Genomic DNA, 26,995 nt, shown 5'->3' with positions numbered 1-26,995 from the left:
AATCTGTTCACTTCATTACCATAGCTGCTTTGGATGGATGAAAGGCCGGCGGTTTGCCAGTAAGTAGAATGACCGTCGCCTTCAACCTCCTTCTAGCCGCTTCCGCAAGGACGGCTTTTTTTTATGCCCTCCACGCAATAAGGGCCGGCAATGCCGGCCCTTATCTATGATGGTCTTTCGTGGATTTTAACGCCAGCCACCGCCCAGCCCGCGGTACATATTGATCGCCGCCGCCAGCTGGCCGCGCTTCGTTTCTACCAGCTCCAGCTTCGCCGCCAGCACGTCGCGCTGCGTCATCAGCACCTCCAGGTAGTCGGCACGCGCCGAGGTGAAGAGGGTGTTGGAGATGTCGATCGACGTCGTCAGTGCCGCCACCTCCTGCTCCTTGTAGCCATAGCTTTTGCCCAGGTTCTCGATGTTGGACAGCTGCGTGGCCACTTCCAGGTAGGCATTGAGCACGGTGCGCTCGTAGTTGTACAGGGCCTGCAGCTGCCGCGCGTTGGCGCTGCTGAATTCAGCCTTGATCGCCGACTTGTTGATCAGCGGACCCGCCAGGTCGCCGGCCAGCGAAAAGAGCACCGACTCGGGGAACTTTACCAGGTAGGAAGGGCGGAAAGCCTGCAGGCCGAGTCCGGCCGTGATGCCCAGGGAGGGGAAGAACTCGGCTCGTGCCACCTGCACGTCCAGCCTGGCGGCGGCCAGCTCCTGCTCGGCGCGCCGGATATCGGGGCGGTTGGCGAGCAGCTGCGCCGGAAGTCCGGCCTGCACCGGCGGCGGCGCCAGCTCCAGCAGCGGCGTGCGGCTGCGCGGTATCGGCTGCGGAAAGCGGGCCAGCAGGAAGTTGATCCGGTTTTCGGTCTCCACGATCCGCTGCCGCGTTTCCCATTCGAGGCTTTGCGAGTGCAGCACTTCGGCGGCAAACTTCTGCACCGCCAGCTCGGTCACGCGCGCGGCCTGCTTCTGCACCCGCACGATCTCGAGGCCGTTCTGCTGCAGCTGGATGTTCTGGCGGATGATCGCCAGCTGGTTGTCGAGCGCCAGCAGTTCATAATACGCCTCGGCCACCTCGCCCACCAGCTCGGTCTGCACGAAGTTGCGGCCTTCCACGCTGGCCAGGTAGCGCCGCACGGCAGCTGCCTTGGCGTTGCGCAGCTTCTTCCAGATGTCGGCTTCCCAGGTGGCATACACCGCGCCGGTGTAATCCTTCAGCACTTCGGGCATCTCTTTGCCGGGTTCGATCTCGGTGGCGGCGTCGCCCGCGCCCTGGCTGGTGTAGCGGCCTACCTTCTCGGCGCCGACGCCTACGCGGCCGGTTACAAAAGGCAGGAGCCGTCCCTGCCGGATGCGGATGTCGTTGCGGGCGATGGTGAGCTCCTGCAGGGTGATCTGCAGCTCCTGGTTGCGGGCCAGCGCCGTGTCGATGAGGCGCACCAGGTCGGGGTCGGTGAAGACGGCCCGCCAGGGTGTTGCCGCGGTGGAAGTGGTGTCGCTGCCGCCGCCCGCAAAGCGGGCCGGCGTATCCCGGTTCTCCTTCACCTGCACCAGCGCCGGGGCCTTGCAGCTCGCCAGCAGCAGGCACCCGATCGCAGCGGCCATTCCTATAGTTTGCTTAAGCATATTCATGTTCTATTTCTTCTGTTAGTGGTTCTTCTTTTTCACCGCGCACCAGTACAAAGCGCTGTGCAATGGATCCGAAAATGTAATAGAGTCCGGGTATGATGAGCACGCCGAAGATGGTGCCGAACAGCATGCCGCCCGCGGCGGCGGTGCCGATGGTGCGGTTGCCGATGCGGCCCGGGCCGCTCGCCACTACCAGCGGGATAAGACCTGCGATGAAGGCAAAGGAGGTCATCAGGATGGGACGGAAGCGGATGACGGCGCCCTGCATGGCGGCGCGCAGCACCGTTTCACCCTCCGAATGCTTCTGCGTGGCAAACTCCACGATGAGCACCGCGTTCTTGCCGAGGAGGCCGATCAGCATCACCAGCGCCACCTGCGCATAGATGTTGTTTTCGAGGCCCATCACCTTCAGCAGCAGGAAGGAGCCGAACACACCAACCGGCAGCGACAGGATCACAGCCAGCGGCAGGATAAAGCTTTCGTACTGCGCGGCCAGAACGAGATAGACGAAGCCGAGGCAGATGAGGAAGATGTAGATCGCCTCGTTGCCGCGCGCCACCTCGTCGGCCGAGATACCGGCCCAGTCGATGCCGAAGCCGCGGGGAAGCGATTTAGCGGCCACCTCGCGTATCGCTGCGATGGCGGCACCCGAGCTGTAGCCCGGCGCGGATGCGCCGCTGATCTCGGCGGCGTTGTACAGATTGTGCCGCGTGATCTCCGACAGGCCGTATACCTTTTCAATCTTCATGAATGCAGAGAACGGCACCATCTCGCCCTTTTCGTTCTTCACGTACAGCTTGAGGATGTCTTCGGGCAGGGCGCGGTATTCGGGCGAAGCCTGCACGATCACCTTGTACTGGCGGTCGAACTTGATAAAGCTTGTTTCGTAGTTGGAGCCAATCAGGGTCGACAGCGTGTTGAGGGCATTGTCGATGGACACGCCTTTCTGCTGCGCGATGTCGTTGTCGATCCGCAGCATGTATTGCGGGAAGGAGGCACTGTAAAAGGTGAACACCGATGCGAGCTCGGGGCGCTTCTCCAGCTCCTTCACGAAGTCGTTCGCCACGGTTTCCATCCGCTTGTAGTCGCCGGAGCCGGCCTTGTCGAGCAGGCGCAGCTCGAAGCCACCCGCGGCGCCATAGCCGGGCACGGCCGGCGGGCCGAAGAACTCGATGTTGGCGCCGGTGATCCCGCTGGATTTTTCTTCCAGCTCCTTCATGATCTCGGCGCAGGAATGCTTGCGCTCCGACCAGTCTTTAAGGTTGACAAGACAGGTGCCGGTGTTGGAGCCGGTACCTTCCGACAGGATCTCGTAGCCCGCCAGCGACGACACCGACTGCACGCCTTCCACGTCTTCGGCAATCTTCTGCAGGCGCAGTGCCACGTCGTTGGTGCGCTCGAGCGAAGAGCCCGGCGGCGTCTGGATGATGGCGTAGAACATGCCCTGGTCTTCGTTCGGGATGAAACCCGTGGGCAGGCTGTTGCTTACGAAGTAAGTGCCGACGCAAAAGGCAAGCAGCACCCCGAAGGTGAGCACACGGCGGCTGATGATCTTGCCGAGCAGGCGCTGGTAGCGGCCCTGCGTGCGGTCGAAGCCGCGGTTGAATGCCCCGATGAAGCGGGCCACGGGTCCGCGAGGGGCCTTGCCGTGGTTGTTCTTCAGGATCATGGCGCAGAGCGCCGGCGTCAGCGTCAGGGCCACCACACCCGAAAGGATGATGGATGTTGCCATCGTGATGGAGAACTGGCGGTAGAAGATGCCCACGGGTCCCGACATGAAGGCCACGGGGATGAACACCGCCGCCATCAGGAAGGTAATGGCGACGATGGCGCCGCTGATCTCGTGCAGGGCCATCTTGGTTGCCTTGTAGGGCGAGCAGTGCTCCTGCTCCATCTTGGCGTGCACCGCCTCAATCACCACGATCGCGTCATCCACCACGATACCGATCGCGAGCACGAGGGCGAAAAGCGTGATGAGGTTGAGCGTGATGCCGAAGAACTGCATGAAGAAGAAGGTGCCGATCAGCGACACCGGTACGGCGATGGCCGGTATGATGGTGGACCGCAGGTCGCCGAGGAAGAGGAACACCACGATGCCCACGAGGATAAAAGCTTCCACGAGGGTGTGGATCACCTTCTCGATGGAAGCGTCGAGGAACTTGGATACGTCATAGGAAATTTCGTAGTCGAGTCCTTTCGGGAAGGAGGTGGCCTTGATTTCTTTCAGCTTCGCTTTTACATCGGCGATCACCTGGCTGGCGTTGGAGCCGTAGGATTGCTTCAGCACGATGGCCGCGGAGGAGCGCCCGTTGAGGGTCGAGTAGATATCGTACATGGAGCTTCCGAACTCCACGTTGGCCACGTCTTTGAGGCGCAGCAGCTCACCGTCGGCGCTCGAGCGCAGCACGATGTTCTCGTAGCCTTCCTTGGTGGTGAAGCGGCCGGGGTACTTCAATACATACTCGAACGACTGGGAGCGCTTGCCCGAGCTCTCACCGGTCTTACCGGGCGAGGCTTCGAGGCTTTGCTCGTCGAGGGCCTTCATCACTTCGTCGGCGGAGATCTTGTAGGCCTGCATGCGGTCGGGCTTGAGCCAGATACGCATCGCGTATTCGCGGTTGCCGAGGATGTCGGCGAAGCCCACGCCGTTGACGCGCTTCAGCTCGGAGAGGATATTGATGTCGGCGAAGTTGAACAGGAACTTCTGGTCCATATCCTTGTCGGTGCTGTACAGGTTTACGTACATCAGCATGTTCGACTCTTCGCGGGTGATCTTGACGCCTTCGCGTACCACCAGCGGCGGCAGCTTGTTCACCACCGAGGCCACGCGGTTCTGCACGTTCACGGCGGCGATATTGGGGTCGGTGCCGAGGTTGAACACCACCTGGATGGAAGCTTCACCGTCGTTGCCGGCGTCGGAGGCGATGTACTTAAGCCCGGGAATGCCGTTGATGGCGCGTTCCAGCGGGATGAGCACCGCCTTGGTCATGAGCTCGCCGTTGGCGCCGGGATAATCGGCGGTGACGTTCACCTTCGGCGGCGAGATGTTGGGAAACTGTGTCACCGGCAGGCTGTGGATCGCCAGCGCGCCGAGGAACACGATGATGAGGGAAATAACGATGGAAAGGACGGGCCTTTTTATAAATCGGAGAAACATGGGGATCGGTTTGGGGAAGCCTTATTCGGCCTTCAGGCGGAGACGCGCCATTACTTCCCGGGGTGACTGGTATTCGGTTTCGATCTTGCTGTCGTCTTTTACTTTCTGCACGCCTTCGAGCAGGATCTGCTCGTCGGCTGAAAGACCGCCCGTCACGACATAGAGGTCGGGCATCTCACCGGCCACGGTGATGTTGCGCGATTTCACCACGCCGTTACGACCCACCACGAACACGTAGATCTTGTCCTGGATCTCGTAGGTTGCCTTTTGCGGGATAATGAGCACGTTCTTCATCGGCACGGTCATCCGCACTTTGCCGGTCTCGCCGTTGCGCAGCAGCTGGTCGGGGTTGGGAAAGCGCGCGCGGAAGGCGATATTGCCCGTCTCGTGGTCGAACTCGCTTTCGATGGTTTCCACGTTGCCCGCATAGCGGAGCGGCTGGTTGTTGGCCATGAGCAGGTTCACGGTGCTGCTGCCCCGCTTCGCCGAGTTAGTTTTATAATCGAGGTATTCCGGCTCCGATACGTTGAAGTAGGCAAACATCTGGCTGTTGTCCGACAGGCTGGTGAGCAGGGCGCCTTCGTCTACGAGGCTACCGAGCTTCAGCGGCAGGCGGTCGATGGTGCCGGCAAACGGCGCGCGGATCTCGGTGAACGAAAGGTGCAGCTTCGCGAGCGACACCTCGGCGCGCTCCTTATCGAGCTTCGCGGCCGCCATGGCCAGCTCGTTCTTCGACACTACGTTCTTGTCGGCGAGCACCTTGGTGTTCTGGTATTCGATCTCCGCCTGGCGTGCTTCGGCCTGGGCCTTCAGGTATTCGGCCTCGTAGAGTTTGGGCATGATGCGGAACAGGAGCTGCCCGGCGCGTACCGACTGGCCTTCGTCGACATAGATATTCTGGAGGTAGCCCTTTTCCTGGGCGCGGATCTCGATGTTGCGGACGGAGCGGATCTGCGACACGTACTCCTTAACGAAGGTGGTGTCGGTTTCGAGCGGCTTGGTCACGGCGTACTTCGGCGTCTCTTCTTTTTCGGTGTGACGCGATGCGCAGCTGCAAAGGCACAGCAGGGCCAGCAGGCCCGGGAGCAATACAAATTGTTTCATGGAAAGCTAAATGATTATTAAGCGGGAAAGGCTTCAGGGGAAAAAACACAAGGCACTGCCCGGCGGGTTGGGGCATGCGCATACGTTGGCCTCAGGGCACAGGGTGGCCCGGCAGCGGATATAGATAGGAAATCAGAGACGGAGCACGCGCTGGGCGATGTATATCGCGGTGCCAAAGAAGAGCGGCTGCCGCGAGATGATGAACGATTGCTCGTAGGTGCTGCTGAGGCAACTCAGGATGAGTGCGCGGGAATCGTCGGGCACATAGTCGGCCAGCTGGAGCTGCCTGCGGGTGATGGGATCGTCGTCGTCGTCGGGATCCTCGGCGCTGTCGAAGCGGGCAAACTCCTCACCCGGCTCCTCGGCGGTGGCAATGTCCGCCTGCGCTTTCGTGGTATTGATGATGTGGGTTACCGCCTTTCCAGTCCTTACTTCGGAAGCGCGGCTCCCGGCGTACGCATGCACCGGCACACCCAGCAGGTGCACACAGAGAAACGTCAGGATGGAAAATAGCAGTCTCATCAGCGGGGCCAAAATTAAGCGGACATTAGAAAGCACCGAAATCTCAATGCGAAAACTTCGTGAAAGTTGCCTTTAACCACGGCGAACGGTCGCTTATTTATACCCGGATGGAGATTTTTGGAGACCGGCGCGCTGCGCGGTAATCAGCGGCTTCAGGGCCTTGCCGCGCACTTCGCGGATAAATAAGGAGCCGGTTTCGGGGTCGGTGCCCACCCAGGCGCGGTGCGGCCCGCCCGCGCCGCCACGGATCAATACCGTATCGGACCCTGCACGCAACGGCACCCGGACGACCTTCCGGCCGTCGACCGCCAACTGCAGGTAACCGTTCGGCTGGCCCGCCGGCACCTCCGTCACCACCCGGCATTCGGGCCCGGTGAAGGCAATAGCGAAGCAGGCCGCAGGCGCCGTCAGCTCAAGACCGCCCAGGCGGCGCAGTGCCGCCGCGCCGGCCGGGCGCAGCTCACCGGCCACCAGCAGGTCGCCGGCACTCTTCCCGTTATAGCGCCGCAGGTACGCCCGCGCCAGCCGGCCCGACTCGCTCAGGTCCTTTTCCTGCCAATTGCCGTCGGAAGGTGCCGTCTTCAGCAGCACCGAGCAGAACTCCACTTTGTCCGACACCGACCAGATCACCCAGCTGATGCGCCGCGCCTCCGCCCATTCGATGTAGCGGTTCCATTCGTCGAGGTCGAAAGAGCCGTCGCCGGTGGCTTCCGTGCCGGCGCATTCCGAAATAAAGATGGCCAGGCCTTTGCGCAAAGCCTCTTCGCAGCGCTCGCGCAGCCAGCCTTTGTGCACGGCCGCGTAGAAGTGCATCGTGTACATCAGGTTGCGCACGCTGCGGATGGGATCGGCGGCGGCCAGGTGCAGGTCCTGGTCCCAGTGCGGGCTGCCCACGAGGATGACATTATCGGGATCCTGTGCGCGGATGGCCGCGATCACGGCCTGCGCATATTGCTTCACCTCGGCCCAGGATTCGTGGTCGGGCTCGTTGAAGAGCTCCCAGATCACATTCGGGTAAGCACCCCACTTCTTCGCCATCTCCGAAAAGAAGGCAACCGCTTCTGCTTCGTTGCGGTTGTGACTGTGCCAGTCTACGATCACGTAAATGCCCGCATCGATTGCACCGCGGATGACGGCCTCCACGCGTGCCTTCGACGCCTCGGGGTTGTCGCGGTAGCCCCGCTCCGGCTCGATACCCATGGCGGCGCGCACCACACTGCAGCTCCAGTCGCGGGCCAGCCAGCCCACAGCACCTTCATTATAGAAGCGTGGGTGCCACATATCCCAGCCAAAGCTCATGCCCCGTAGAACTACGGGATGCATCCCACCATCAACCAGCTGCGTGCCCTTCACCGAAAGCGCGCCGTGCACCCGCACCGGCTGTGCCTGCACCAGCAAGCCCACAGCCAGCAGCATGAGCAGCAAGACCCATTTTTGTTTTAAAACGCATTTAAATTCGATACCCATAACCCCGGAGATTTTGGCGTGGGTGAAAGGTAGCGACGTTACTTCTTCGCGCGATTGCCGGGCTTTGCGGCAACACGCGGCAGCCGCTTGCTGTATCGGTCCAGCAAGGCCCAGGTGCTGCTGTCGTTGTCGTACACACCATAAAGGCTCTGCTCTTCCATGGGCGGGTCGCCCATATAATCATCACCAGGCTTCCAGAATACCTGCCCCGGCATGGGACGTGCGCTCCCGTTGAAGGCCCAGAAGCTCGCGCCGGCGATCACCCCGCTGCTGTCGGCGCTGCGCTGCAGGTAGCCGTATACAAGGTCATAATAGTGATCGCGGAGGGTGGTGGCGGTGCCGGGTGTAAAACGCGTGTCGTTGCGCGGGAAGCCGAACTCCTCCAGCACGAGCGGCTTGCGGAGCCGCTCCGCGATGGCGATGTGCTCGCGGATGTAGGCCCCGGTCTTTGCCGCGGCCTGCCCGTAACCGGCGGCGAGGCTGTCGCGTTGCACCCAGCCCCAGTTGCGCGGCCAGATGTGAATGGTCAGGTAATCCACGTTGGGGCCGCTGTGCACCTGCTCAAACAGGGTGGCGCTCTCCGTGCCGATGACGCCTTCGTGGCCCAGCGTTACGAGGTGGCGGCGGTCTTTTGACTTGATGAAGGCGGCCGTTTCGCGGATCCAGGCGGCATAAGCCTCGTTGGCGGCCGGACGCATGGGCCGCGGCTCGTTCACCAGCTCCCAGGCCATGATAGCCGGGTCGTCCACGTAGCGCCTGCCGGTGACGGTATTTCTACGGGCCAGCACATAAGCCACCTGCCTGCGGTAGTCGGCAAGGCAGGGTGCGCAGGTATAAAAGCGGCTGATGATGTCGCGCATCTCGTCCCAGCCCAGCTGCCGCCGCAGCACGCTGTCGGCCAGCTGCCCGTTCCAGTTGAGGTATTGCAGGAAGCCGCCACTCCACTCCCAGTTGTTGCTGAAGAAAAGCACCGCCTTCATATCGCGCTTGGCAAGCTCGGCCAGCAGCACGTCGAGTCCGTCGAGGACATGGGCGTCGAAAACGCCTTTTTGCGGCTGCAGCGGCGGTCCCACGCGGGGCACGCCGTTGATGAGGCCCCTCCCTTCGGCGCCGGCCAGCACGCGCAGGTTGGTGATGCCGTGGGCTTTCAGAAAGTCGAGCTCGCGGCGGAGGCGGCCGATGCCCCGCGCCGGGTCGGGCAGCAGCGGCAGCAATCCGCCGTACCAGTAGTTGGTGCCGGAAAAATAATAGGGATGCCCGTCCAGCCAGAGCCGGCCTTCCTTCCGGGATACAAAGCCCGGCTGGGCGGCGGCCAAAAGCGGGATCAGGAAGCAGGATAACAGAAGGGCGCGCAGCATGGCGGTATTTTAGGTGAAGCCGATGTTCGCCCTAAAACTACTTTTTTTATGCACCCTTGCCGCCGTTGCGGAGAGCTTCATCACCCGGGGTAAACGACAGGGCACTGTCGCCGATGGTGCCGCTGTAGCTCCAGCCGTTGGCTTCGGCCCATTGACGGAAAAGCCGGAAAACGCTTTCGGGAGACTGGGTGTCGGGGATCTCGAGCACCATATTGATACGGACTTCCTGGGGCATGGGCAGTTTTGGTTGGAGGCGCAAAATAGTAAATTTACGCAAAACCGCACGTGTTTTTACGATATGCAAAACGCCCGCGGGATGGCGGGCGTTGCAGCGGGAGCGTTGCTCCCAACTTATTTATTACAACTCTGCGGACGAAAACGCGGTCCCGTCCGCAGGATGATCAGGCATTGGAATCGCTCACGGGCGCGTCCTCGTTGAGGGCCACGCGGCTTACCGACAGTTCAAAGCGGGGGCTGAGGCTGAGGGTGTAGGCGCAGTTGGCGGAAATGGTGCGAACCGTCTCATCTTCCACCAGCACCTGGCCGAGGGCGGCGGCAAAGGGGAAGTCGACGATCACATTGGTGAGCTTGCCGTTGCTGACGCCGAGGCTGAACTTATAGCCGGCCTTGCGGGTGAGGCCAAGGCGCTCGAAATCCTGCACATTCAGTTTGAGAACCTGGTCGCCGGCCAGTGCACGCTTCATAACGATGCGGATCACGGGCAGGTATTTTTGCCAGATGTTGATATACATTTCTTGTGTCATAACTTGTTCATTTTAACGGTCCGGCGGCGGCACCGGTTCCCGGGTAAAGCTTGTATGACGGTTGGTCGCAGGGAAGCTTTCAGGGACGCGGGGCCCGCGGCACAGGCGCGTTTCATCCGGCAGCCGGCCAGCCAGGCAAAGAACCTGGATGCCCCGGGCGAAGATCGGTTTGGGTAAAGCGATTAAGTGCGGAAGAAGCGATTTGTGTCCGGAAACAAACAATGAAGGTAGCCCCGTTTCGCCGCAAAAAGGCATTTTATTTCTGCCCGCGGGGGCATCTTAGCAAATAATTAGCGGCAATTGGGTTTATTTAGACTAGCTTCACCTGGTTAACATCTGCGCCTACGCATCTAGTATCGGCTAATTATCCTGCTTCGCACTTCAACCTGCCTCCGCACTTTAGTTACACGCTTACTCTCTGCTTTCCTCAGATCATTTTTTATTGCATCAACTCCCACGTATGAACATCTACGTATCAAACCTCAACTTCAACATTCAGGATGAGGACCTGAAATCGTTCTTTACTCCTTATGGCGAGGTAACGTCTTCCAAAGTAATCATGGACAAGCTGACCGGCCGCTCTAAAGGCTTCGGCTTTGTAGAAATGAGCGACGACACCGCCGCCACCAAGGCAATCGCCGAGCTCGACAACGGCTCCGTTGAAGGCCGCAACATCCGCGTAACCGAAGCGCGTCCGCGCGAAGACCGTCCGTCCAATAACGGCGGCGGCTCCCGCAACCGCTGGTAAGCATACCGAGAGGCCTCCTACGGGAGGCCTCTTTCTTTATACACGCTTCACCTTTTACATCTGCGATGCAGCTACTGGTTAACAACGTGGACCCCAATCTCCTCGAATCGGATTTACGGCGCCTCTTCCGGCCTTATGGCGAGATCAGCGACGTAGTAGTTATGCGGGACAAGAACAGCCATCGCCACCTCGGCCGTGCACTGGTGGAGATGCCGGTTACCCGGCAAGCCGAAGCCGCCCTCAGCAACCTCAACGGCTGCCGTTTCGGCAACCGCAGCCTCGCCGTTTCCATTGCTCCTCCCACCTGGTAGCGCTCGCGTGCGCATGGTTTTTGCCTCAAGGCGGGAAAAACAATATGATCCGCACGCTTCTCCTCCCCCTCCTGCTGGGCTTACTGGCGGCCTCCTGCTCCGACAACCAGCCGAAGGGCGACAATGCGACCATCACCGACAAACAGGCTACCGCGGCTGCCACCGGTACGGTGTTTACCATAGATACCGCGGCCTCGCGGATCCGCTTTACCGGTCATGGCGTGGGCAAGAACCACCCGGGCATCTTCCGCCTTTCGTCCGGCACGGTGGCCCTTAACGGCAACACGGTGAGCGGCGGCAACTTCGTCATCAATATCCACTCGATGGAGCTCGAGCAGAAAGGATCGATGTTCGAAGACAAGCTGCGGCCGCACCTCATGAGCGGCGACTTCTTCGACGCCAACAAATTCGGCAGTGCCCGCTTCGAGATCACCAAAGTAGCACCCTATCAGCCCGGCAGCAAGGACACGTCCATCGTGCAGGGCGCCAACTACTCCGTCAGCGGCAACCTCACCCTCAAAGACGTGACGAAGAACATCACCTTTCCCGCCCGCATCGACCTCGATGGCAATACCCTCAAGGCAAAGAGCAATTTCGACATCGACCGCCGCCAGTGGAAAATGAATTACGGTAACGATAAAACGCTCGGCGACAAGTTCATCTCCGAAACCGTGAACATCGAGCTCGACCTGCAGGCGCGGAAGCAATAAAAAAACCGGTGCGAACAACTAAATGGCCTCCCTGCGGGAGGCTTTTTCATGTGGTGGAGAAGCGGGCCGCAAACGGCCCGGGTCGCGAAGGCACGGCGGCACAACGACACGATGTTTTATTTTCCTGCTTACCCGGACGGGCAACATTTGCGAAAGCAAAAAAATGTATTCGTCGCGCCTTCGTGCCGTTGCGCCGTTGTGAAAAAGGCCGCTCGCGGCCATCCATCACCACCGCGGGCAACCGATACCTTTCGACTTTCCTCTTCCGCCACCCGGTGAGCCGAAGCGCCAGCTGGCTCCGAGTATGTAAGACTGGTAATGATCGAGGCGCTTCGGGTTGCCCACGGCGCTGAAGCCGTCGAGGTAGTCGGTGCGGGCGAGGCGGTAGGAGGTTTCGAGGTGCAGCGAGAGGGCTTCGGTGAGGTTGTAGCGCAGCCCCGCGCCGAGGGGCACCACGGGCACGGCCCGCGGCGGCGCGGTGGCCAGGTCGGTGGCGAGGCCATCCATCACCCGCTTGTCGCCATTGAAAAAGGCCGTGTTGAAGGCACTGGCATCGCGGTTCACCTTTACAAAGGCGTAGCCGACGCCCGCAAAAAGGTAGGGCTGCAGCAGCCAGCGGTTGTCGGGGCGGTAGACGGCCTGCAGGGAAATCTCGGAAACCGACGTGCTGAACCGGAGGGCCCGCTCGCTGCGCCAGGCCGGCACTGTATAGCGCGCATCGTCGCCGTACACCGAGCCGTGCTGCAGGGTGGCGCGAAGCGCGAGGCGCGATGTCAGCTGCCGGGCGGCCCAGAGAGCAACCGCCGGACGTGCCGTGCGGTACGAGCCGGCGGGCGATGGTGTGAGGTCGCCCTGGTAGATCATCGCGCCCAGCCCGGCGCCGACCTCGTTGGGTGTTTCGGTGCTTTGGGCAGAAGTGCGGGCGGCAAGTGCGATGGCCGCGGCCAGCAGGTAAGGGCGAAGCATTGGACGGTGTTTCATTGGTTATGGGGTTGCCCCGGCGATCGTTTCGCACAGCTTGCGGCTGCGCCCGGGAGGCTTCCGCCCCCATAACGCCGCAGGGTGCCCCGGGCGTATCGGCAAACGATGAACGGGTGCAGAACGTCGGTGAAGAAGCTAAAAAGGATGGATGGTGTATTGGCGAAATGAAAGCCCGCCGGGTCAGAGCGGCAGCCAGAGCCGGAAGGTGGCGCCTTCGCCGGGACGACCTTCGGCCTCCACGCGGCCGCCGTGCTGCTCGGCCACACGCTGCACGATGGAAAGCCCGATGCCGGTGCCGGCATACTGGTCGCGGGTATGCAGGCGCGAAAAAAGCTGGAAGATCTGCGTGGCGTATTGGGGATTGAAGCCGATGCCGTTGTCGGCAACAGAAATGACGGCGAAGCGGCCGCTGTCCGAAACGTCTTCGGTTGCCCATACACGGATGTGGGGCGCCACGCCGGGGCGGCGGTACTTAAGGGCATTGCCCACCAGGTTTTCGAACGACTGCAGCAGTTGCCGGTGGTAGCCGGGCACCACGGGAAGGGGCGCTACTTCGAGGTGGGCGCCCTGGTCGGCGATCTCCAGCTCAAGGTCTTCGCGCACCCGTTCAAACAAGGCGCCGAGGTCGACGGGCACCTTTTGCTGCCCCTGCTGGCTCAGGTGCGAGAAGCGCAGCAGGTCGTTCACCAGCTCGCTCATGCGCGCGGTGGCGAGCTCCATCTTGTTGAAGGCGCCGTGCTGCTCTGCGCCGAGCTGGGCGCGGAGCTGCTCGCGCAGCATACTGGTAAACACCTTCACCTTGCGGATCGGCTCCTTGAGGTCGTGCGAGGCAGCGTGCGCGAACTCTTCGAGCTTCGAGTTGGAGCGCTCCAGCTCGGAGATCTTTTGCACGAGCTCGTGCTCCAGCTTCTTCACACGGGTGAAGTCGGTAAAGTGCACCAGCACTTCGTCGCCAAAGCGCTGCGCGCTCATCTGGTTATAAAGGTCGAGGCCGTCCTGGTCGTAGTGGATTTCCCAGGTGCGGGCCCTGCCGTCTTCGTAGGCAGCCACCACCTCGGAGAAGGAGCTCGTCTGGAAGTAACCGGGAAACACCTCGCCCACGCGCTTACCGGCGATGTCGGCCGGCCTGGCGGCGGCGTATGCGGCATAGGCCTCGTTGGTAAGCACATAGCGAAAATCCACGAGGCGGCCGTTCTCGAACACCGGGCTCAGGATCTGCAGCGGCTCCTTAAAGAGATTGATCACCTGCTGGAGGTAGTGGTTGGCGGCCTCGAGCGAGCCGGTGGCGGCCTGCAGCTCGCGGGTACGCTCGGCCACGAGCTCATTCACCGCAATGCGCGCCTGCACCTGGAGGGTCGTTTCCATACAGGTAACGAGCACGCCGGCGATGTTGCCGTCCTCGTCGTTGGCGGGGCTGTAGCTGAAGGTCCAGTACACCACTTCGAGTTGCCCATTGCGCCAGATGTCGAGACGCTCGTCTTCGCGCCACGTGGGGCCTTCGCCGTCGAGCACGCGGCGGATCATGGGGCCAATATGCTCCCAGATCTCGGGCCACAGCTCTTTGCCTTTGCGCCCCACGGCAGGGTGTTTCCCGGTATTGCCCAGCGAGGGGCGATAGGCATCATTATAAAAACAGTAGTGCTCGGGGCCCCAGAAGAGAAACATCGGGAAGGGGCTTGCCAGGATGGTGCCTACGTGGATGCGCAGGGCGGCGGGCCAGCTGTCGATGGGCCCGAGGGCCGTAGCCGCCCAGTCGAAATCACGGGTGATACGGGAGAGTTCGCTGTCGCCCTGCAGGAAGGCGGGTGTTTTCTTTATGGTGGAGGTGGTGGGCACGAGGCGATTTGCGGCACCAAGGTAGCGCATATGGATGGGATGACCATGGAAGAGCGGAGGAGATCTCGGATCTGGTGTGGAATCTGGCAAATACCGAAATTCATCACCTCACACATCGACAAACAAATCCGAGATCCGACATCGGAGATCTAAAAATTCCCCCCATGCGCTCTCGTCCTATTCCCTCATCCGGTGAACCTCTTCCCGTTATCGGCCTCGGCACCTGGCAGACCTTCGACACCGACAGCAATGACGCGTCGCTCACCGAAGTGCTGCACACCTTTCATGCGGGCGGTGGCCGCCTCATCGATTCCTCGCCCATGTACGGCCGCGCCGAAAGCACAATCGGCCGCCTCACCGCGGCGATGCCCCAGCGCGATGACTTCTTTTACGCCACCAAGGTTTGGACCACCGGCCGCGCCGAAGGCATCGCGCAGATGGAGCAGTCGTTCCGCCGCATGGGGCGCCCCACCATCGACCTGCTGCAGATCCACAACCTGGTAGACTGGAAGACGCACCTGTCCACCCTGCGTAAGTGGAAGGAAGAAGGCCGCGTGCACTATATCGGCATCACCCACTACACCGACGGCCAGCACGCCGAGCTGGAGCGCGTGCTGCGGCAGGAGCGCTTCGACTTTGTGCAGTTCAACTACTCCATCGCCGACCGCCATGCGGAGCAGCGCCTCCTCCCCACCGCCGCCGACCTCGGCGTGGCCACCCTCATCAACCGCCCCTTCGGCGAGGGCGCCCTGCTGCGCCGCCTCGCCGGCACGCCCCTCCCCGGCTGGGCCGTCGCCCGTGGCATCAAGAGCTGGGCGGCGTATTGCGTCGCGTTCATCCTGGCGCATCCCGCCGTTACCTGTGTCATTCCCGCAACATCGAAGGCGGAACATATGCGGGAGATATTGGAGGGGGATGTGGAGCTAACGAGGGAGGAACTGGAGAAGGGTTTTAGGGTTCTGGGGTTCTAGGGTTCTGGGTTTTAAAAGGTTCTAGGATTACCAAGGTTTCGAGGTTGACAGGATGCGAAACCGTTAGTGAGTCGCGAAGCCGTTAGTAGGTGGCGGAGCGACGGCGCAGCCGTCATTGCGAGCGCAGCGAAGCAAACTCCCAGACCTTAGGACAGTTCGCCGCAGAAGAAGATTTTGATCAAAGACCTACCTCCAAAACAACTTCTTCCACAAATCCTCCCAACCCGGGTTCATCGACTCAATGAGCTGGATCTTGGCTTCCCTGCTTCCTGCCTTGATCCGCTTTTCTTCCGCAATCGCCTGCAGCATCGTGGGATACTCGGCGTAGTAAACCAGCTTTGATAGATTATACCGCGCAGAGAAATGCTTTTCGCCTTCTGTGGGATGCAGGTGTTGGTAAACTCTATGATACAGATTGCTGCTTACACCGGTATAAAGCACCGTGTGGTGTGCATTGGTGAGGATGTAGACGTAGCCGCGTTTTGCCATAGGGGAAACTCATAAAACCGGTGCGCTTTTCCATGAGGATTGCAACAGGATTTACCGGGATTTTTCTGATGGAATCTTGCGGCTTTCCGGGCAGTCTTAAGGTCAGGGAGTTTGCTTCGCTGCGCTCGCAATGACGGCTGCGCCGTCGCTTCGCTACCTACCCATAGCTTCGCGCTTTACCAAGCACTACCTGCATTACCGCATTACCGCATTACCACATTACCGCATTACCACATTCCCCTTTCCCGACCTTTACCCCATGCCCGCCACGCTCGCTCCCGTCTTCAAGCCCGAGATCTCCTTCAAGGTGGAAACGCTCCCCGATACCGAGCGCAGCACCATCGTGCACGTTACCCTGCCCGAGCTCACGCTGGCGCGCATCTGGCCCACCACCTTCCTGGTGCAGGACGACGGCACACGCAAGCGACTGCTCCATGCCTTTAATATCACGGAGTATCCTCACTGGAAACTGTTCTTCCCCGGCGAGCGCTTCACCCTCGTGTTCGAGGGCCTCGACAAGCGCTGCCTCTTCTTCGACCTCCTCGAAGACATCCCCGAGCCCGGCGGCTTTCACATCGAAAACATCGAGCGGAATAGGAGCGATGTGTACCAGGTGGAAATGTCGGATGGCTGATGGCTGATGTCTGATTTTGGTTCTAAGGTTCTGGGGTTCTGAGGTTACCCACCCAAACCCACATCAGCCATCAGCCATCCCACATCAGACATCCATCAGCGGTCCTCCCACGGATTATCCCCGTCCCGCTCGCGCTCGTCGCGGTACTGCGGCTCGGCATTGGAGGGCTTTTTCGCGGCGTCGCTGATCTTGTGCAGGCGGTCCGACAAGGGGCCATGCATGTGCTCCTGCGGGTCGGTGCTGTGAAGGGTTTCCGGGTCGGGGCCAAAACCGCCCCGGTGTTCCTGCGGCTTTTTGTTTTTCTCTTCCATAACAATGGGTTTTTTCCCTGCTGTAACCGGTACAAAGGCTGGGCCATAAGCGGCTGAAAGAGGTTAAAAAATGAGCAAGGAAGAAAGAGAAGGGAAGCGGGGAAAAGGAGGAGCTGATGGGAGATTACATGAATACATGAGTACATGAAGGGAGAAGGAGCTGGCGCCTTTACTCGATAAACCCATCCTCGATCTTCTTTGAATAATCGGCCGACTCGATGATGGTGTACGTCACGCGGCGCGGGTAGCGAATCCCGAAGATCCAGTAGATATTCCCGACCCCGGTTTCGATCACCTTGCCGGTAGCATGCGCATCGCTGCCGAGCAGTGTCCAGTCCTTCGTCTTTTCCTCATACGCTTTCACGTTGCCGGTGCTGTACCGGAGCGACACCACCTTACCCTTCACGGTTCGCAACACGAAGGAGTCGCGGCCATCCGTGAAGGCCCGGTAGTCCTTGCGGGCGCCTACGGCACGGTAGCCGTTGCGCACCAGGGCAGCGTATAATTCGTTCGGTTCGCGACGCAAGGCAAAGAGGGCGGTGAGCACATCATCGAGCGTCTGCCCCGCGGCAGGCAGCGCGCACAAGGCCAGGAAAAAAGGCAGGAAGCATCTTTTCATGTAAAGGGGGTTGGGTGATGAAATGGCTTATCGGTCATTTCCGGATGGCGGGTCGGGATCCCGGTGCTACGCACCGGGATGACAGCTTCCGGGGATGATCCGGCGGGCGGCCCGACCGGCAGTCGCGTAGCCGGGAAGCGCTCCCCGGGCCGCCCTTATGCCTTCCATTATGCCGGTTGTCATCCTGATGCGCAGCATCAGGATCTCATTCGGCACCGCGCCACCTTATTCGGTCCCGTCGTTTAATAGCCCCGCTCCTCGTCCTCCTTGGTGTACTGGTACGAGCGCCCGACGGAGTACGTAACCGCGGCGCTATGCCGCTCGGCGTAAAACGTATAAATCAGCTCCGGCCCGGTAAAGGCGAGATACATCTCATAGGAGCACTTGCCCCTGGTGGCGCACTTCAGCTTCATCAGCCGTGCGGCATGCACCGCGAAGCCGGTGGTATCGACGGGCGTATACGCGAGCTCGTCCAGCTCGCCGCCCTGGTAGCGAAACACGAGGCAATCGCCGTTACGCGAAAACATGCGCTCCCCCTTTTTCGCGGGCTCTTCGCGGTAGCCCGCCGCCACCAGGCGCGCCTGCAACACATTGGGCTGGCTGCGCTCCGCATACAGGCTCAGCAGGCTGGCCACCAGCTGGGCACCGGCGCCCGCCGGCAGCAGCAACAATAAGAACAGCATTGTACGCATACCGCTTCTTTTCCCCCTAACGCGCAGGCCCACCCGAATCGTATCCGGAACACCAAATTCGTGATGTGGTTTTTACGATCCCGCACCCGATTAATACGGAATTTTCGCGTCGCCTTTTCCCTTATATTATAGCAGGGGCGCGGTACCGGGCGAATCCATTCATTTTCAAGCCGTTTGAAAAACAGGGGCAACAGGGAGTAGAAATACGGGTTTGGCCCCCTCTTGCATATCTCAAACCACCGCATTAGCTTCGGGATACCAACGCATGAAAAACCACCTGCACCCTGAGTCCTTCAGATAGCTATTGCCGAAAACGCCCTGTATGTGCTGAAACCCTCAGGATGCTCTTGTCAGAAATTACACCTGTATGCTGAAGCCTTCAGGATGGTATTGTCGCCGGCGACCTATATATCCTGAACCGTTCAGGATGGTATTGTCAAATGGAACATATATATCCTGAAAGCTTCAGGATGGTATTGTCAAAATGAACATATATATCCTGAAGACCTCAGGATGGTATTGTCAAAAGTGACATATACACCCTGAAGGCTTCAGTATGGTGCTGTCCGGCTTGACATATATATCCGGAAGGCTTCCCGGCCGGAAAAGCACCAGATCAACCGTTGTCTCACATTTTATAATCATAAACCGTTGACAATGAAAAAAATCCAGCTTTTCCTGAGCAATCCCTTCGACCACCCGCGCATCACCACCCTGCGCCTGGTGCGCTTTGCGCAGAACGCCGCCGAAGCCCTGCGCGGCGAGTTCCCCGCCCTGGCCACCGCCATCGACAACCGAGTAGAAGCCGTGCTGCAGACCCTGGGCGCCGTCGCCTTCCATAAGTCGGACGGCAAGGACCGCACCCGCGCCGTCAACGACTGGCTCCGCGACCTCCGCGACTTCATGCGCGACAACGAAGACGCCCTCTCGGTGGCCCTCGGCGGCCGCAAGTCGGCCGGCTTCACCGCCCTGCTGCCCCAAGGCGTGAGCGAGTTCACCAACCTCACCAAGACCAAGGCGCCCGAAACCCTGAAGCGCATCAAAAAAGCAGTAGATATCCACAGCCGCTCCCTGCCCGACACCCTCCGCAACGGCCTCAACAACTTCGTTACCGGCTGGGACGGCCTCCGCGCCGACCAGCAATCCACCCTCGAAACCCTCGACGCCGAACGCAACGTCCGCGACTCCGCCCGCCTGGAGCTCGAATGGACCCTGATCGATGCGCTGCACGATGTGGCGAAGGCGTATAAAAAGGAGCCGGAGAAGGGGGAAAGGTTTTTTGAGGAGAGCTTGTTGAGAGGGGTGACGAGGAGGAAGAAGAAGGAGGAGGGAGTTACTGTGAATGGATAAAAGGAAAGACCCGCGTAGGCGGGTCTTTCCTTTTATGCCGATAAAGTCCAAATAAAATGACCCACTAATATTAGGGATCGAAAATGGACAATTTCACTAGATTAGCAACCAAGCCAAACAAACCTGTTTGAGACGCACAAGACCAAACCAACTGATATGATCAAAAAAATTGTTTCTATTTCCCACCTTGGAGTGTTCGAAAATTTTATGTGGGATACCTGTGTCGTTAGTTCAAACGGAAATGTTTCACCTTTTCTAGACTGCAACATTTTATATGGTCGTAATTATTCGGGGAAAACGAGCCTTTCTAGAATATTCCGTGCCTTCGAAGTTGGCAACGTTTCGGATAAATACCCCGATGCAGCATTTAAAATAAAATTTTCCGACGACTCTGTACTTGACCAAACCAACCTATCAGGGCATGATAAGTGCTTTAGAGTTTTCAATGAGGATTTTATTCGCTCCAATTTTAAATTCGTAACAAACCCAGAAGATAATACCGCCGAGTCTTTTTCAATCGCCGTGATCGGGGATCGAAATAATGAAATCGAAGAAGAAATTTCAACCATTCAAGTTAGCTTAGGAACGAATGAAGAGGGGCACGAGTCAGGGCTATATTTATCCCAGAAAAGCGCGCAGGAACTCGTAAATCGGCTTCAGCCAGAACTGACGGAGCTTGAAAGAGAGTTAGAAAAATCTAAGAATTGGATTGCCAATAATAATCCCGAAGGAATTCGCTACAAAAGCGAATTGTATGGCAATCAAAATTACAATGTACGAGAGTTAGAGAAGGACATCCATATTGTGTCGTCTCCAGATTACAGCAACATTTCCGACATTAACCGGAACGAGTATTACCAAGCACTGAAGGAAGTCATTAAAGCGCCTCTTGCCGAATATTCACCAATTGTTTTTCAGTTTGAGCTCTTATGCGAAAAAGCTAAGGCCCTCACATCTAAACGCGTCGGGCAAGCTGGCAAAATTGAAGCCCTGGCTCGTGATGCAGCAATGCAGAAATGGGTCGAAATGGGAATGCAGCTTCACGTCCAAAACCAAGCGTGTGGATTTTGTGGCGGAAAAATTTCTGATGAGCGTTGGAAAGACCTTCAAGGCCATTTCGATGACGAAATCTTATTTCTTAAACAAGAGATAAACAATTGTATAGAGGAAATCAACCGCTCCATTTCAATTCTAAAATCATTTAAGAAACCGAATTTATCGAACCTCTATATCCGCTTTCAAGAGAATTTTGAAAAAGGTTTAAACGAAGTAGAACAATTACTCGAAAAGTTTATTTCTGCGCTTACACATTTGATCGACTGTTTGAATAGAAAGCAAGAAAATCCTTTCGAGGATGTGGCCATTCAAAAGACCCAACTGCATTCAAAAGAATTAGTAGAATCTTTAGAAAGACTGAACGAAATCATAAGAATCTCAAATGCTTATTCGAGCAATCTAGCAGATGAACATAAGAAGATTAAAGAAAGACTGAGACTTGACCGCGTAAGTCGATTCGTAATTGACACCTCCTATTTTAATAAACTTGATTCAATAAAAAACTTAGGACTTGAACTAAGAGCAGCCAACGAGGCTGTTAGAAGTGCAAACGAAGCCATTTTTGAAAAGCTGAAACTTATCGAGCAAAAAAGAGCAAGTCAAAATGACGAGAGGGTCGGCGCGGATAGGGTAAACTTCTATTTGCGTGAATATTTCGGAAATAATCATCTTCATTTAGAAGTGGTAGAGGAAAATGCTGGCTCTGGACACAAGTTTGAAGTGCGGAGATCAGAACAAAAGGCGCACCATCTAAGCGAAGGAGAGTGCAGATTAATAACATTCTGCTACTTCGTGGCAAAACTTCATGACACTGCTTCTCTGGGCCGCAAGCCTTTGATATGGATTGATGACCCGATTTCAAGCCTTGACTCAAACCATGTCTTTTCTATTTTCTCTTTTATTAGTGTTGAGGTTTTAGACCAAGATGTAGCAGGTCAAATATTTATTTCGACTCACAATCTTGAGTTCCTAAAATACCTGAAACGACTATCTTGGAAAAAGCGGAATATCGACGGAAATATAATGCGGAATGGCAGAGGAGATGCAGTAGACCGTTCTAAAGAATACTTTATTGTTGAAAGACTTGGAAACATCTCACAAATACGCCTAATGCCGAAATACCTTAAAGAATATATTACAGAGTTTAACTTCCTCTTTCATCAATTATATCAATGTGCCGAAATCGAGCGTGTTGATGACTCGAATTATCACCTTTATTACAACTTTGGAAACAATGCGAGAAAGTTTTTAGAATTGTTCATGTTCTTTAAGTTTCCAGACTCTTCTGAATTTGATTTGAAGTTGCGGAGATTCTTTGGAGATGAAGATCTACCCGTTATTTTATCCAACAGAATTAATAACGAATACTCTCACTTATCGGGTTGCTTAGAAAGGGGTGAATTGCCGATTGAAGTTCCAGAAATGAGGCGGGTTGCATCACTCATTATAAGCAAATTAAGAGAGGACCAAGGACAGTTTCAAGCTTTATGTGCCAGTGTTGGGATTAATTCAGAAGCTTTAGTGTAAGCCTGCAAACCACCTTCTGTGTTTAGATAGGTACATCCTGGCTCTATTGTTTAATTTTCTTCTTTACCCCATGACCCGCTCCTCCTTCCTCACCCGCCTCGTCGGCATCGCCGGTCCCGGCTTCTTCGGCATTGCCGACATATAGCGGCTGCATCCCACCTACCTGCTGCAATGCTTTAGGGCGGCTTTTCGCTTTTACCGGGGCATGGAGCTGCTGCCGCTGCTGCAGGCCGGCGATGCGCCCGTGCCGGGTAACGGTATTTATACGCACCGGGATAACCTGGAGAGCGTTGGGTGGGTGACGGATCAGGGAGGGAGAAGGTGGCTGGAGTTTGGGTGGTGGGGGTGAATAAAGCACCCTGTTCAAGGTTGAAGGCGGACACTTCTCCGGCTTCGGCCATTCCTTAGGTCGGGGAGTTTGCTTCGCTTCGCTCGCAATGACGGCCTGCGGCCGTCGCGCAAGCGAAGCTAGCACCCGCCCATTCACCATTGACCATTCACTATTCACCCTCCCCGCGCTTCGTATAGATGGCGATGGTGCCGCCCGGCGAGCCGCCGGCGATCACCACGGGGCCCTTCATCACTTTCACCAGCGCGATGTCGCTCACCGGGATGGAGTTGATGGTGGCGGCGTCCACGCGCAGCTCGTCGAGGTAGAGGTTGGCGAGGTAGCCGCGGATATAGGGGTAAGGGATGCCGCGGTAGTAATACACCTGCAGGCCGGCCACGCGGCCGGGGAGCCACCCGAGGATGTTGGTGTAGGCCTGGGCGCCGCGCGCGGCGGGGTCGCTTTCCATATCGAAGAGGTCGCCGTCGACGCCGCGGAAGAGGGCCATCTTGTAGGTCTTTTCGAGGGCTTCGATGCGGCTTTGCGGCAGGCCCTGGGCAGCCATGGGGCCCGCACCCGCCAGCAACAGGATCAATACCAGGAGCTGTTTCATATAGGTGGCTTTAGGGCTACCCAAAACGCCGCAAGAAAGGGGCCGCGCGGTGCAAGGAAGTGTTAGAAGTTAGTGCTGCATAAAGCCCGGCGTAGCCATTGGCTGAGATCCCGATCGCCGGCGATCGGGATGACAAGCGGAACGAGGGAATCTGCAGGGCGGCCCGTGGTACTACTACCGGCCGCTGGGATTCAGATCGGGCCGCCCGTTGGAATTTTCTGAATACTTGTCATCCCGATGCTACGCATCGGGATCTTAACGCGGCAACTCTGAGCCGGATGCTGTTCCTGTCCCGGAAGACTCAGCGGAAGTCACGGCTCTTTCCCAGCTCCCTTGCCCGCCGCGCGTCTTCCATGCTGCCCTTTGCTTCGTCGGCGCGGGACAGGATCGATATATCCGGGATCTCGCTCCCTTCAGACCCATCCCCCGGCCCCTTCCCAGACCCCACCCCCCGCCCCTCCCCAAAGGGGGAGGGGTGTTGCTCCCCTTCCCCTTGGGAAGGGGTTGGGGGATGGGTCAACTTGCGCAGCAGCTTACTCCCATCCCAGCCCTTTTTCACAATCACGTGCACCACGATGCCTTCGCGTTGCACGGTGCCGTCGGCCACAAAGAGGCGGGCGCCCACGATGCGGCGCTTGTAGGTCTCCACCACCTGCGGAAAGAGCACCAGGTTGCAGGTGCCGGTTTCGTCTTCGAGGGTCATGAACCACACGCCTTTGGCGGTGCCGGGGCGCTGGCGCACCAGCACGAGGCCGGCCACGCGCACGGGCGTGCCGTGGGGCAGCGTTACGAGGTCGGCGGCGCGGGTGCACAGCCCGCGGTCGAGGTCGGGGCGGAGAAAGTGCACGGGGTGCGCCTTCAGCGAGAGGCCCTGGGCGTTGTAGTCCTGCACCACGTGCTCCGACTCCAGCAGCAGGGGCAGTTGTACCGCCTCGCCCACGGCGTCGGGTGCCACCTGCCCTTCAAAGAGGGCCTGCGGGCGGTCGCGCGTGCTCAGCTCCCACAGGGCCTGGCGCCGGTCGAGGCCGAGGGAGCGGAAGGCGTCGGCGTCGGCGAGGCGCTCGAGGGCGGCGGTGGAGAGCCCCGCGTCGCGGAGGGCGTTGATGGTGGCATAGCCGGCGCCGCGCTTTTCGAGGAGGAGGCGGGCGTCTTCGGCGCGGAGGCCGGCGATGAGGCGGAGGCCCAACCTCACCCCCCGGCCCCCTCTCCCTGTGGGAGAGGGGGAGCGTGAAGGGAGAACAATTGAAGGAAGAGGGGTATCCTGCTCCCCTCTCCGCTGCGGAGAGGGGCTGGGGGTGAGGTTTGGAGAAGCACCGGGGAGTGGGGTTGGGGGCTGGGGTGTGAGGTCATGCTCCCACCCCGAATAATTCACATCCACCGGCAACACCGCCACCCCATGCCTTACCGCATCCTGCACCAGCTGCGCGGGCTGGTAAAAGCCCATGGGCTGCGAATTGAGCAGGGCCGCGCAGAACACGTCGGGGTAATAACATTTGAGCCAGCAACTCACCCACACCAGCAGCGCAAAAGAGGCGGCGTGGCTCTCCGGGAAGCCGTAGGAGCCGAAGCCCTCCAGCTGCTTGAACACGCGCTCGGCATAGTCGCGCGTATATCCTTTGGCCACCATGCCGCTCACCAGCTTGTCGCGCCACTCGCTCACCACCCCTTTGAATTTGAAGGTGGCCATGGAGCGGCGCAGCCCGTCGGCCTCGGCCGGCGAAAAGCCCGCGGCCACGATGGCGATCTTCATGGCCTGCTCCTGGAAGAGGGGCACGCCGAGGGTGCGGTGCAGCACGTCGTAGAGCTCCTGCGTGGGATAGGTCACGGGCTCCTCGCCGTTGCGTCGTTTCAGGTAGGGATGCACCATATCGCCCTGTATGGGCCCGGGCCGCACGATGGCCACTTCGATCACGAGGTCATAAAAGCTGCGCGGCCGCAGGCGCGGCAGCATGCTTTGCTGCGCGCGGCTCTCGATCTGGAACACGCCGATGGTGTCGGCCTGGCAGATCATGTCGTACACTTTCTTCACTTCGGGCAGATCCTCATCATGCGGGATACTTGCCAGCGTATGCTTCACGCCGTAGTGCCGCTCCATCAGCTCAAAGGCCTTGCGGATGCAGGTGAGCATGCCGAGCGCCAGCACGTCGATCTTGAGAAAGCCGAGGGTTTCGATATCGTCCTTGTTCCACTCGATGCAGGTGCGGCCGGGCATGCGGGCGTTGAGCACGGGACAGAGCTCCGTGAGCTTGCCGCGCGTGATGACGAAGCCGCCGGTGTGCTGCCCCAGCTGCCGCGGAAAGCCGATGTATTGCTGCGTCAGCTCGAGGGTCTTGCGCAGGTGCGGGTCGCGCGGGTCCATGCCGGTCTGGCGCACGACTTCTTCGTCGATGGGGTCGTCGCTGTAGTGGTGCCCCAGCACGCCGGCCAGCTTGCCCACGGCGTCGAGCGAGAGGCCCATGGCCTTACCCACGTCGCGGATGGCACCGCGGCCGTGCACCTGCGTTACGGTGGCCACGATGGCGGCACGGTCGCGGCCGTACTTATTGTAGATATACTGGATCACCTCCTCGCGGCGCTCGTGCTCGAAGTCGACGTCGATATCGGGCGGCTCGTTGCGCGCAGCGGAAAGAAAACGCTCGAAGAGCAGGTCGAATTTTTCGGGGTTCACCGAGGTGATGCCGAGGCAGAAGCACACGGTGCTGTTGGCCGCCGAGCCGCGCCCCTGGCAGAGGATGCCGCGGCTGCGGGCGAAGCGCACGATGTCGTACACGGTAAGAAAGTAGGGTGCATAGTTCACACCCGCGATGAACTTCAGCTCGTATTCGATGGCGGCCTTTGTCTTCGCGGGCAGCGGCGTGCCGAAGATCTCCTCCGCGCCTTTCCAGGCCAGGTAGGTTAATTCTTCCTGCGGCGTGCGTCCTTCGGAAGTAATCTCTTCAGGGTATTCGTATTGAAGTTCATCCAGAGAAAACGTGCACTCTTGCGCGATGAGCGCGGCGCGCTCCAGCGCTTCGGGGTAGTGCATGAAGAGGCGGCGCATCTCGGCCTCGGGCTTCAGGTACCGCTCGGCGTTGGCCAGCAGCCGGTAGCCCGCGCTCTGGATGGTGCACTTCTCGCGGATGCAGGTGAGCACGTCCTGCAGCTGGCGGCGCGCGGCGTCGTGGTAGTGCACGTCGTTGGTGGCTACCAGCGGCACATCGTGGCGGCGGCTCAATTCGTGAAGACGATGCAGCTGCTTGGCGTCGTCGCCGTTGTAGCGGCGTGTGGCAGCCAGCGACAGCCGCGGCAGGCGCGCGCGGTACTCGGCCAGGGCCGGCTCAAAGCTTGCGTCGAAGCGGAAGTCGGCATCGAGGCTTTCGGGCGGCAGCGCGATGCAGTGGAGGCGCGCTGCATGGCGGTATACGTCTTCGCGGTAGAGATGGCAGTCGCCTTTCTCCGCGCGGCCGTTGCCGGTGGAGAGCAGCACGCAGAGCTCGGCCCAGCCCGCGCGGTCGAGGGGATATACCAGCAGCGAAGGCCCGTCGAGCAGGTCCAGGCGGCAGCCGGGCAGCACGCGCACTTCGTGCTTGCGCCCCGCGGCATGCGCGCGCACCACGCCGGCGAGCGTGTTGCGGTCGGTGATGCCGATGGCATCATAGCCCAGTTCGGCGGCATGCGCCACCAGCTCCTCGGGGTGCGAGCCGCCGCGGAGGAAGGTGAAGTTGGTGAGGGTTTGGAGTTCGACCCAGCTCCCAACCTCACCCCCCGCCCCTCTCCGAAGCGGAGAGGGGTGCCCCTGTGGATCATTTCTTATAGCAGCAGACATTCTTAAAAGGACAAGGCGTTGA

The 26,995-nt window shown here is 59.2% G+C and carries 24 protein-coding genes; 7 read left to right on the top strand and 17 right to left on the bottom strand.

Going from position 1 to position 26,995, the window contains the following annotated elements; translation table 11 throughout:
• Nucleotides 1-186: 186 nt before the first annotated feature.
• The 8 genes from EPD60_RS12440 to EPD60_RS12405 form a co-directional block, all read right to left on the bottom strand.
• Nucleotides 187-1,596 carry a TolC family protein gene (locus EPD60_RS12440; protein WP_243647825.1) on the bottom strand — a complete coding sequence of 470 codons (1,410 nt, stop codon included), beginning with the start codon at nucleotides 1,594-1,596 and terminating at the stop codon, nucleotides 187-189.
• 13 nt (nucleotides 1,597-1,609) lie between these two features.
• Nucleotides 1,610-4,777 carry an efflux RND transporter permease subunit gene (locus EPD60_RS12435; RefSeq protein ID WP_131449799.1) on the bottom strand — a complete coding sequence of 1,056 codons (3,168 nt, stop codon included), beginning with the start codon at nucleotides 4,775-4,777 and terminating at the stop codon, nucleotides 1,610-1,612.
• 21 nt (nucleotides 4,778-4,798) lie between these two features.
• Nucleotides 4,799-5,881: an efflux RND transporter periplasmic adaptor subunit gene (locus EPD60_RS12430; protein WP_131449798.1), complete on the bottom strand. Its 1,083-nt coding sequence runs from the start codon at nucleotides 5,879-5,881 to the stop codon at nucleotides 4,799-4,801.
• Nucleotides 5,882-6,013: 132 nt separating this feature from the next.
• Complete coding sequence (locus EPD60_RS12425) at nucleotides 6,014-6,403, bottom strand: hypothetical protein (RefSeq protein ID WP_131449797.1); 390 nt, start codon at nucleotides 6,401-6,403, stop codon at nucleotides 6,014-6,016.
• Between the two features lie 93 nt (nucleotides 6,404-6,496).
• Nucleotides 6,497-7,870 carry a glycoside hydrolase family 5 protein gene (locus EPD60_RS12420; protein WP_131449796.1) on the bottom strand — a complete coding sequence of 458 codons (1,374 nt, stop codon included), beginning with the start codon at nucleotides 7,868-7,870 and terminating at the stop codon, nucleotides 6,497-6,499.
• A gap of 38 nt (nucleotides 7,871-7,908) precedes the next feature.
• Nucleotides 7,909-9,228 carry a glycoside hydrolase 5 family protein gene (locus EPD60_RS12415; protein ID WP_131449795.1) on the bottom strand — a complete coding sequence of 440 codons (1,320 nt, stop codon included), beginning with the start codon at nucleotides 9,226-9,228 and terminating at the stop codon, nucleotides 7,909-7,911.
• 46 nt (nucleotides 9,229-9,274) lie between these two features.
• On the bottom strand, nucleotides 9,275-9,487 hold the full coding sequence (locus tag EPD60_RS12410) for a hypothetical protein (protein ID WP_165871531.1): 213 nt from the start codon (nucleotides 9,485-9,487) through the stop codon (nucleotides 9,275-9,277).
• Nucleotides 9,488-9,629: 142 nt separating this feature from the next.
• A complete protein-coding gene (locus EPD60_RS12405) occupies nucleotides 9,630-9,992 on the bottom strand; it encodes a hypothetical protein (protein ID WP_131449793.1) in 363 nt (120 codons plus the stop codon).
• 460 nt (nucleotides 9,993-10,452) lie between these two features.
• On the opposite strand from EPD60_RS12405, the gene EPD60_RS12400 reads away from it, so the two are divergent.
• The 3 genes from EPD60_RS12400 (at nucleotide 10,453) to EPD60_RS12390 (ending at nucleotide 11,761) form a co-directional block, all read left to right on the top strand.
• Nucleotides 10,453-10,740 carry an RNA recognition motif domain-containing protein gene (locus tag EPD60_RS12400; RefSeq protein ID WP_131449792.1) on the top strand — a complete coding sequence of 96 codons (288 nt, stop codon included), beginning with the start codon at nucleotides 10,453-10,455 and terminating at the stop codon, nucleotides 10,738-10,740.
• A 65-nt stretch (nucleotides 10,741-10,805) separates the two neighbouring features.
• The gene (locus EPD60_RS12395) at nucleotides 10,806-11,051 is read left to right on the top strand and encodes an RNA recognition motif domain-containing protein (protein WP_131449791.1); all 246 of its coding nucleotides are present in this window, start codon (nucleotides 10,806-10,808) and stop codon (nucleotides 11,049-11,051) included.
• 44 nt (nucleotides 11,052-11,095) lie between these two features.
• Entirely contained in the window at nucleotides 11,096-11,761 is a 666-nt protein-coding gene (locus EPD60_RS12390; RefSeq protein ID WP_131449790.1) for a YceI family protein, read from the top strand.
• Between the two features lie 225 nt (nucleotides 11,762-11,986).
• On the opposite strand, the gene EPD60_RS12385 is transcribed toward EPD60_RS12390, so the two are convergent.
• Together EPD60_RS12385 and EPD60_RS12380 are read right to left on the bottom strand one after the other, a co-directional pair.
• Nucleotides 11,987-12,742, bottom strand: coding sequence for a DUF6089 family protein (locus EPD60_RS12385; protein ID WP_131449789.1), 756 nt, complete (start codon nucleotides 12,740-12,742; stop codon nucleotides 11,987-11,989).
• Between the two features lie 180 nt (nucleotides 12,743-12,922).
• Nucleotides 12,923-14,608 (bottom strand): sensor histidine kinase, encoded by a 1,686-nt coding sequence (locus EPD60_RS12380; RefSeq protein WP_131449788.1) that lies wholly within the window; start codon nucleotides 14,606-14,608, stop codon nucleotides 12,923-12,925.
• Nucleotides 14,609-14,742: 134 nt separating this feature from the next.
• Between EPD60_RS12380 and EPD60_RS12375 the strand changes: the two genes are divergently transcribed.
• The gene (locus EPD60_RS12375; RefSeq protein WP_131449787.1) at nucleotides 14,743-15,549 is read left to right on the top strand and encodes an aldo/keto reductase; all 807 of its coding nucleotides are present in this window, start codon (nucleotides 14,743-14,745) and stop codon (nucleotides 15,547-15,549) included.
• Nucleotides 15,550-15,735: 186 nt separating this feature from the next.
• On the opposite strand, the gene EPD60_RS12370 is transcribed toward EPD60_RS12375, so the two are convergent.
• A complete protein-coding gene (locus tag EPD60_RS12370) occupies nucleotides 15,736-16,038 on the bottom strand; it encodes a GIY-YIG nuclease family protein (RefSeq protein ID WP_131449786.1) in 303 nt (100 codons plus the stop codon).
• Between the two features lie 259 nt (nucleotides 16,039-16,297).
• Here EPD60_RS12370 and EPD60_RS12365 point away from each other — a divergent pair, with 259 nt between their 5' ends.
• The gene (locus EPD60_RS12365) at nucleotides 16,298-16,672 is read left to right on the top strand and encodes a hypothetical protein (protein WP_131449785.1); all 375 of its coding nucleotides are present in this window, start codon (nucleotides 16,298-16,300) and stop codon (nucleotides 16,670-16,672) included.
• Between the two features lie 95 nt (nucleotides 16,673-16,767).
• Here EPD60_RS12365 and EPD60_RS12360 read toward each other — a convergent pair whose 3' ends face one another.
• The 3 genes from EPD60_RS12360 to EPD60_RS12350 form a co-directional block, all read right to left on the bottom strand.
• The gene (locus tag EPD60_RS12360) at nucleotides 16,768-16,983 is read right to left on the bottom strand and encodes a hypothetical protein (RefSeq protein ID WP_131449784.1); all 216 of its coding nucleotides are present in this window, start codon (nucleotides 16,981-16,983) and stop codon (nucleotides 16,768-16,770) included.
• 169 nt (nucleotides 16,984-17,152) lie between these two features.
• Complete coding sequence (locus EPD60_RS12355) at nucleotides 17,153-17,602, bottom strand: hypothetical protein (RefSeq protein ID WP_131449783.1); 450 nt, start codon at nucleotides 17,600-17,602, stop codon at nucleotides 17,153-17,155.
• Nucleotides 17,603-17,844: 242 nt separating this feature from the next.
• The gene (locus EPD60_RS12350; protein WP_131449782.1) at nucleotides 17,845-18,294 is read right to left on the bottom strand and encodes a hypothetical protein; all 450 of its coding nucleotides are present in this window, start codon (nucleotides 18,292-18,294) and stop codon (nucleotides 17,845-17,847) included.
• A gap of 657 nt (nucleotides 18,295-18,951) precedes the next feature.
• Between EPD60_RS12350 and EPD60_RS12345 the strand changes: the two genes are divergently transcribed.
• Complete coding sequence (locus tag EPD60_RS12345) at nucleotides 18,952-19,644, top strand: hypothetical protein (RefSeq protein ID WP_131449781.1); 693 nt, start codon at nucleotides 18,952-18,954, stop codon at nucleotides 19,642-19,644.
• Between the two features lie 156 nt (nucleotides 19,645-19,800).
• A complete protein-coding gene (locus EPD60_RS12340; protein ID WP_131449780.1) occupies nucleotides 19,801-22,227 on the top strand; it encodes an AAA family ATPase in 2,427 nt (808 codons plus the stop codon).
• 43 nt (nucleotides 22,228-22,270) lie between these two features.
• Here EPD60_RS12340 and EPD60_RS12335 read toward each other — a convergent pair whose 3' ends face one another.
• The 3 genes from EPD60_RS12335 to EPD60_RS12325 all read right to left on the bottom strand — a co-directional run bounded on the left by EPD60_RS12335 (nucleotide 22,271) and on the right by EPD60_RS12325 (nucleotide 26,973).
• Nucleotides 22,271-22,498, bottom strand: coding sequence for a hypothetical protein (locus EPD60_RS12335; RefSeq protein WP_131449779.1), 228 nt, complete (start codon nucleotides 22,496-22,498; stop codon nucleotides 22,271-22,273).
• A gap of 229 nt (nucleotides 22,499-22,727) precedes the next feature.
• Nucleotides 22,728-23,168 carry a hypothetical protein gene (locus EPD60_RS12330; protein ID WP_131449778.1) on the bottom strand — a complete coding sequence of 147 codons (441 nt, stop codon included), beginning with the start codon at nucleotides 23,166-23,168 and terminating at the stop codon, nucleotides 22,728-22,730.
• A 301-nt stretch (nucleotides 23,169-23,469) separates the two neighbouring features.
• Nucleotides 23,470-26,973, bottom strand: a complete 3,504-nt coding sequence (locus tag EPD60_RS12325; protein WP_131449777.1) for an error-prone DNA polymerase — start codon at nucleotides 26,971-26,973, stop codon at nucleotides 23,470-23,472.
• Between the last annotated feature and the right edge of the window lie 22 nt (nucleotides 26,974-26,995).

The organism is Flaviaestuariibacter flavus, from assembly GCF_004337505.1.
Lineage (GTDB): Bacteria > Bacteroidota > Bacteroidia > Chitinophagales > Chitinophagaceae > Flavisolibacter > Flavisolibacter flavus.
The sequence above is the reverse complement of the archived record's forward strand: the minus strand, read 5'-3'. Positions and strand labels throughout refer to the sequence as shown.

Excerpts from the sequence above, each read along its gene's own strand:
- EPD60_RS12375 (WP_131449787.1), top strand. The coding sequence starts at position 14,743 with ATGCGCTCTCGTCCTATTCCCTCATCCGGTGAACCTCTTCCCGTTATC.
- EPD60_RS12390 (WP_131449790.1), top strand. The coding sequence starts at position 11,096 with ATGATCCGCACGCTTCTCCTCCCCCTCCTGCTGGGCTTACTGGCGGCC.
- EPD60_RS12350 (WP_131449782.1), bottom strand. The coding sequence starts at position 18,294 with ATGCGTACAATGCTGTTCTTATTGTTGCTGCTGCCGGCGGGCGCCGGT.
- EPD60_RS12340 (WP_131449780.1), top strand. The coding sequence starts at position 19,801 with ATGATCAAAAAAATTGTTTCTATTTCCCACCTTGGAGTGTTCGAAAAT.
- EPD60_RS12330 (WP_131449778.1), bottom strand. The coding sequence starts at position 23,168 with ATGAAACAGCTCCTGGTATTGATCCTGTTGCTGGCGGGTGCGGGCCCC.
- EPD60_RS12435 (WP_131449799.1), bottom strand. The coding sequence starts at position 4,777 with ATGTTTCTCCGATTTATAAAAAGGCCCGTCCTTTCCATCGTTATTTCC.
- EPD60_RS12420 (WP_131449796.1), bottom strand. The coding sequence starts at position 7,870 with ATGGGTATCGAATTTAAATGCGTTTTAAAACAAAAATGGGTCTTGCTG.
- EPD60_RS12380 (WP_131449788.1), bottom strand. The coding sequence starts at position 14,608 with ATGCGCTACCTTGGTGCCGCAAATCGCCTCGTGCCCACCACCTCCACC.
- EPD60_RS12355 (WP_131449783.1), bottom strand. The coding sequence starts at position 17,602 with ATGAAAAGATGCTTCCTGCCTTTTTTCCTGGCCTTGTGCGCGCTGCCT.
- EPD60_RS12370 (WP_131449786.1), bottom strand. The coding sequence starts at position 16,038 with ATGGCAAAACGCGGCTACGTCTACATCCTCACCAATGCACACCACACG.
- EPD60_RS12400 (WP_131449792.1), top strand. The coding sequence starts at position 10,453 with ATGAACATCTACGTATCAAACCTCAACTTCAACATTCAGGATGAGGAC.
- EPD60_RS12395 (WP_131449791.1), top strand. The coding sequence starts at position 10,806 with ATGCAGCTACTGGTTAACAACGTGGACCCCAATCTCCTCGAATCGGAT.
- EPD60_RS12365 (WP_131449785.1), top strand. The coding sequence starts at position 16,298 with ATGCCCGCCACGCTCGCTCCCGTCTTCAAGCCCGAGATCTCCTTCAAG.
- EPD60_RS12405 (WP_131449793.1), bottom strand. The coding sequence starts at position 9,992 with ATGACACAAGAAATGTATATCAACATCTGGCAAAAATACCTGCCCGTG.
- EPD60_RS12345 (WP_131449781.1), top strand. The coding sequence starts at position 18,952 with ATGAAAAAAATCCAGCTTTTCCTGAGCAATCCCTTCGACCACCCGCGC.
- EPD60_RS12425 (WP_131449797.1), bottom strand. The coding sequence starts at position 6,403 with ATGAGACTGCTATTTTCCATCCTGACGTTTCTCTGTGTGCACCTGCTG.
- EPD60_RS12325 (WP_131449777.1), bottom strand. The coding sequence starts at position 26,973 with ATGTCTGCTGCTATAAGAAATGATCCACAGGGGCACCCCTCTCCGCTT.
- EPD60_RS12440 (WP_243647825.1), bottom strand. The coding sequence starts at position 1,596 with ATGGCCGCTGCGATCGGGTGCCTGCTGCTGGCGAGCTGCAAGGCCCCG.
- EPD60_RS12385 (WP_131449789.1), bottom strand. The coding sequence starts at position 12,742 with ATGAAACACCGTCCAATGCTTCGCCCTTACCTGCTGGCCGCGGCCATC.
- EPD60_RS12360 (WP_131449784.1), bottom strand. The coding sequence starts at position 16,983 with ATGGAAGAGAAAAACAAAAAGCCGCAGGAACACCGGGGCGGTTTTGGC.
- EPD60_RS12415 (WP_131449795.1), bottom strand. The coding sequence starts at position 9,228 with ATGCTGCGCGCCCTTCTGTTATCCTGCTTCCTGATCCCGCTTTTGGCC.
- EPD60_RS12430 (WP_131449798.1), bottom strand. The coding sequence starts at position 5,881 with ATGAAACAATTTGTATTGCTCCCGGGCCTGCTGGCCCTGCTGTGCCTT.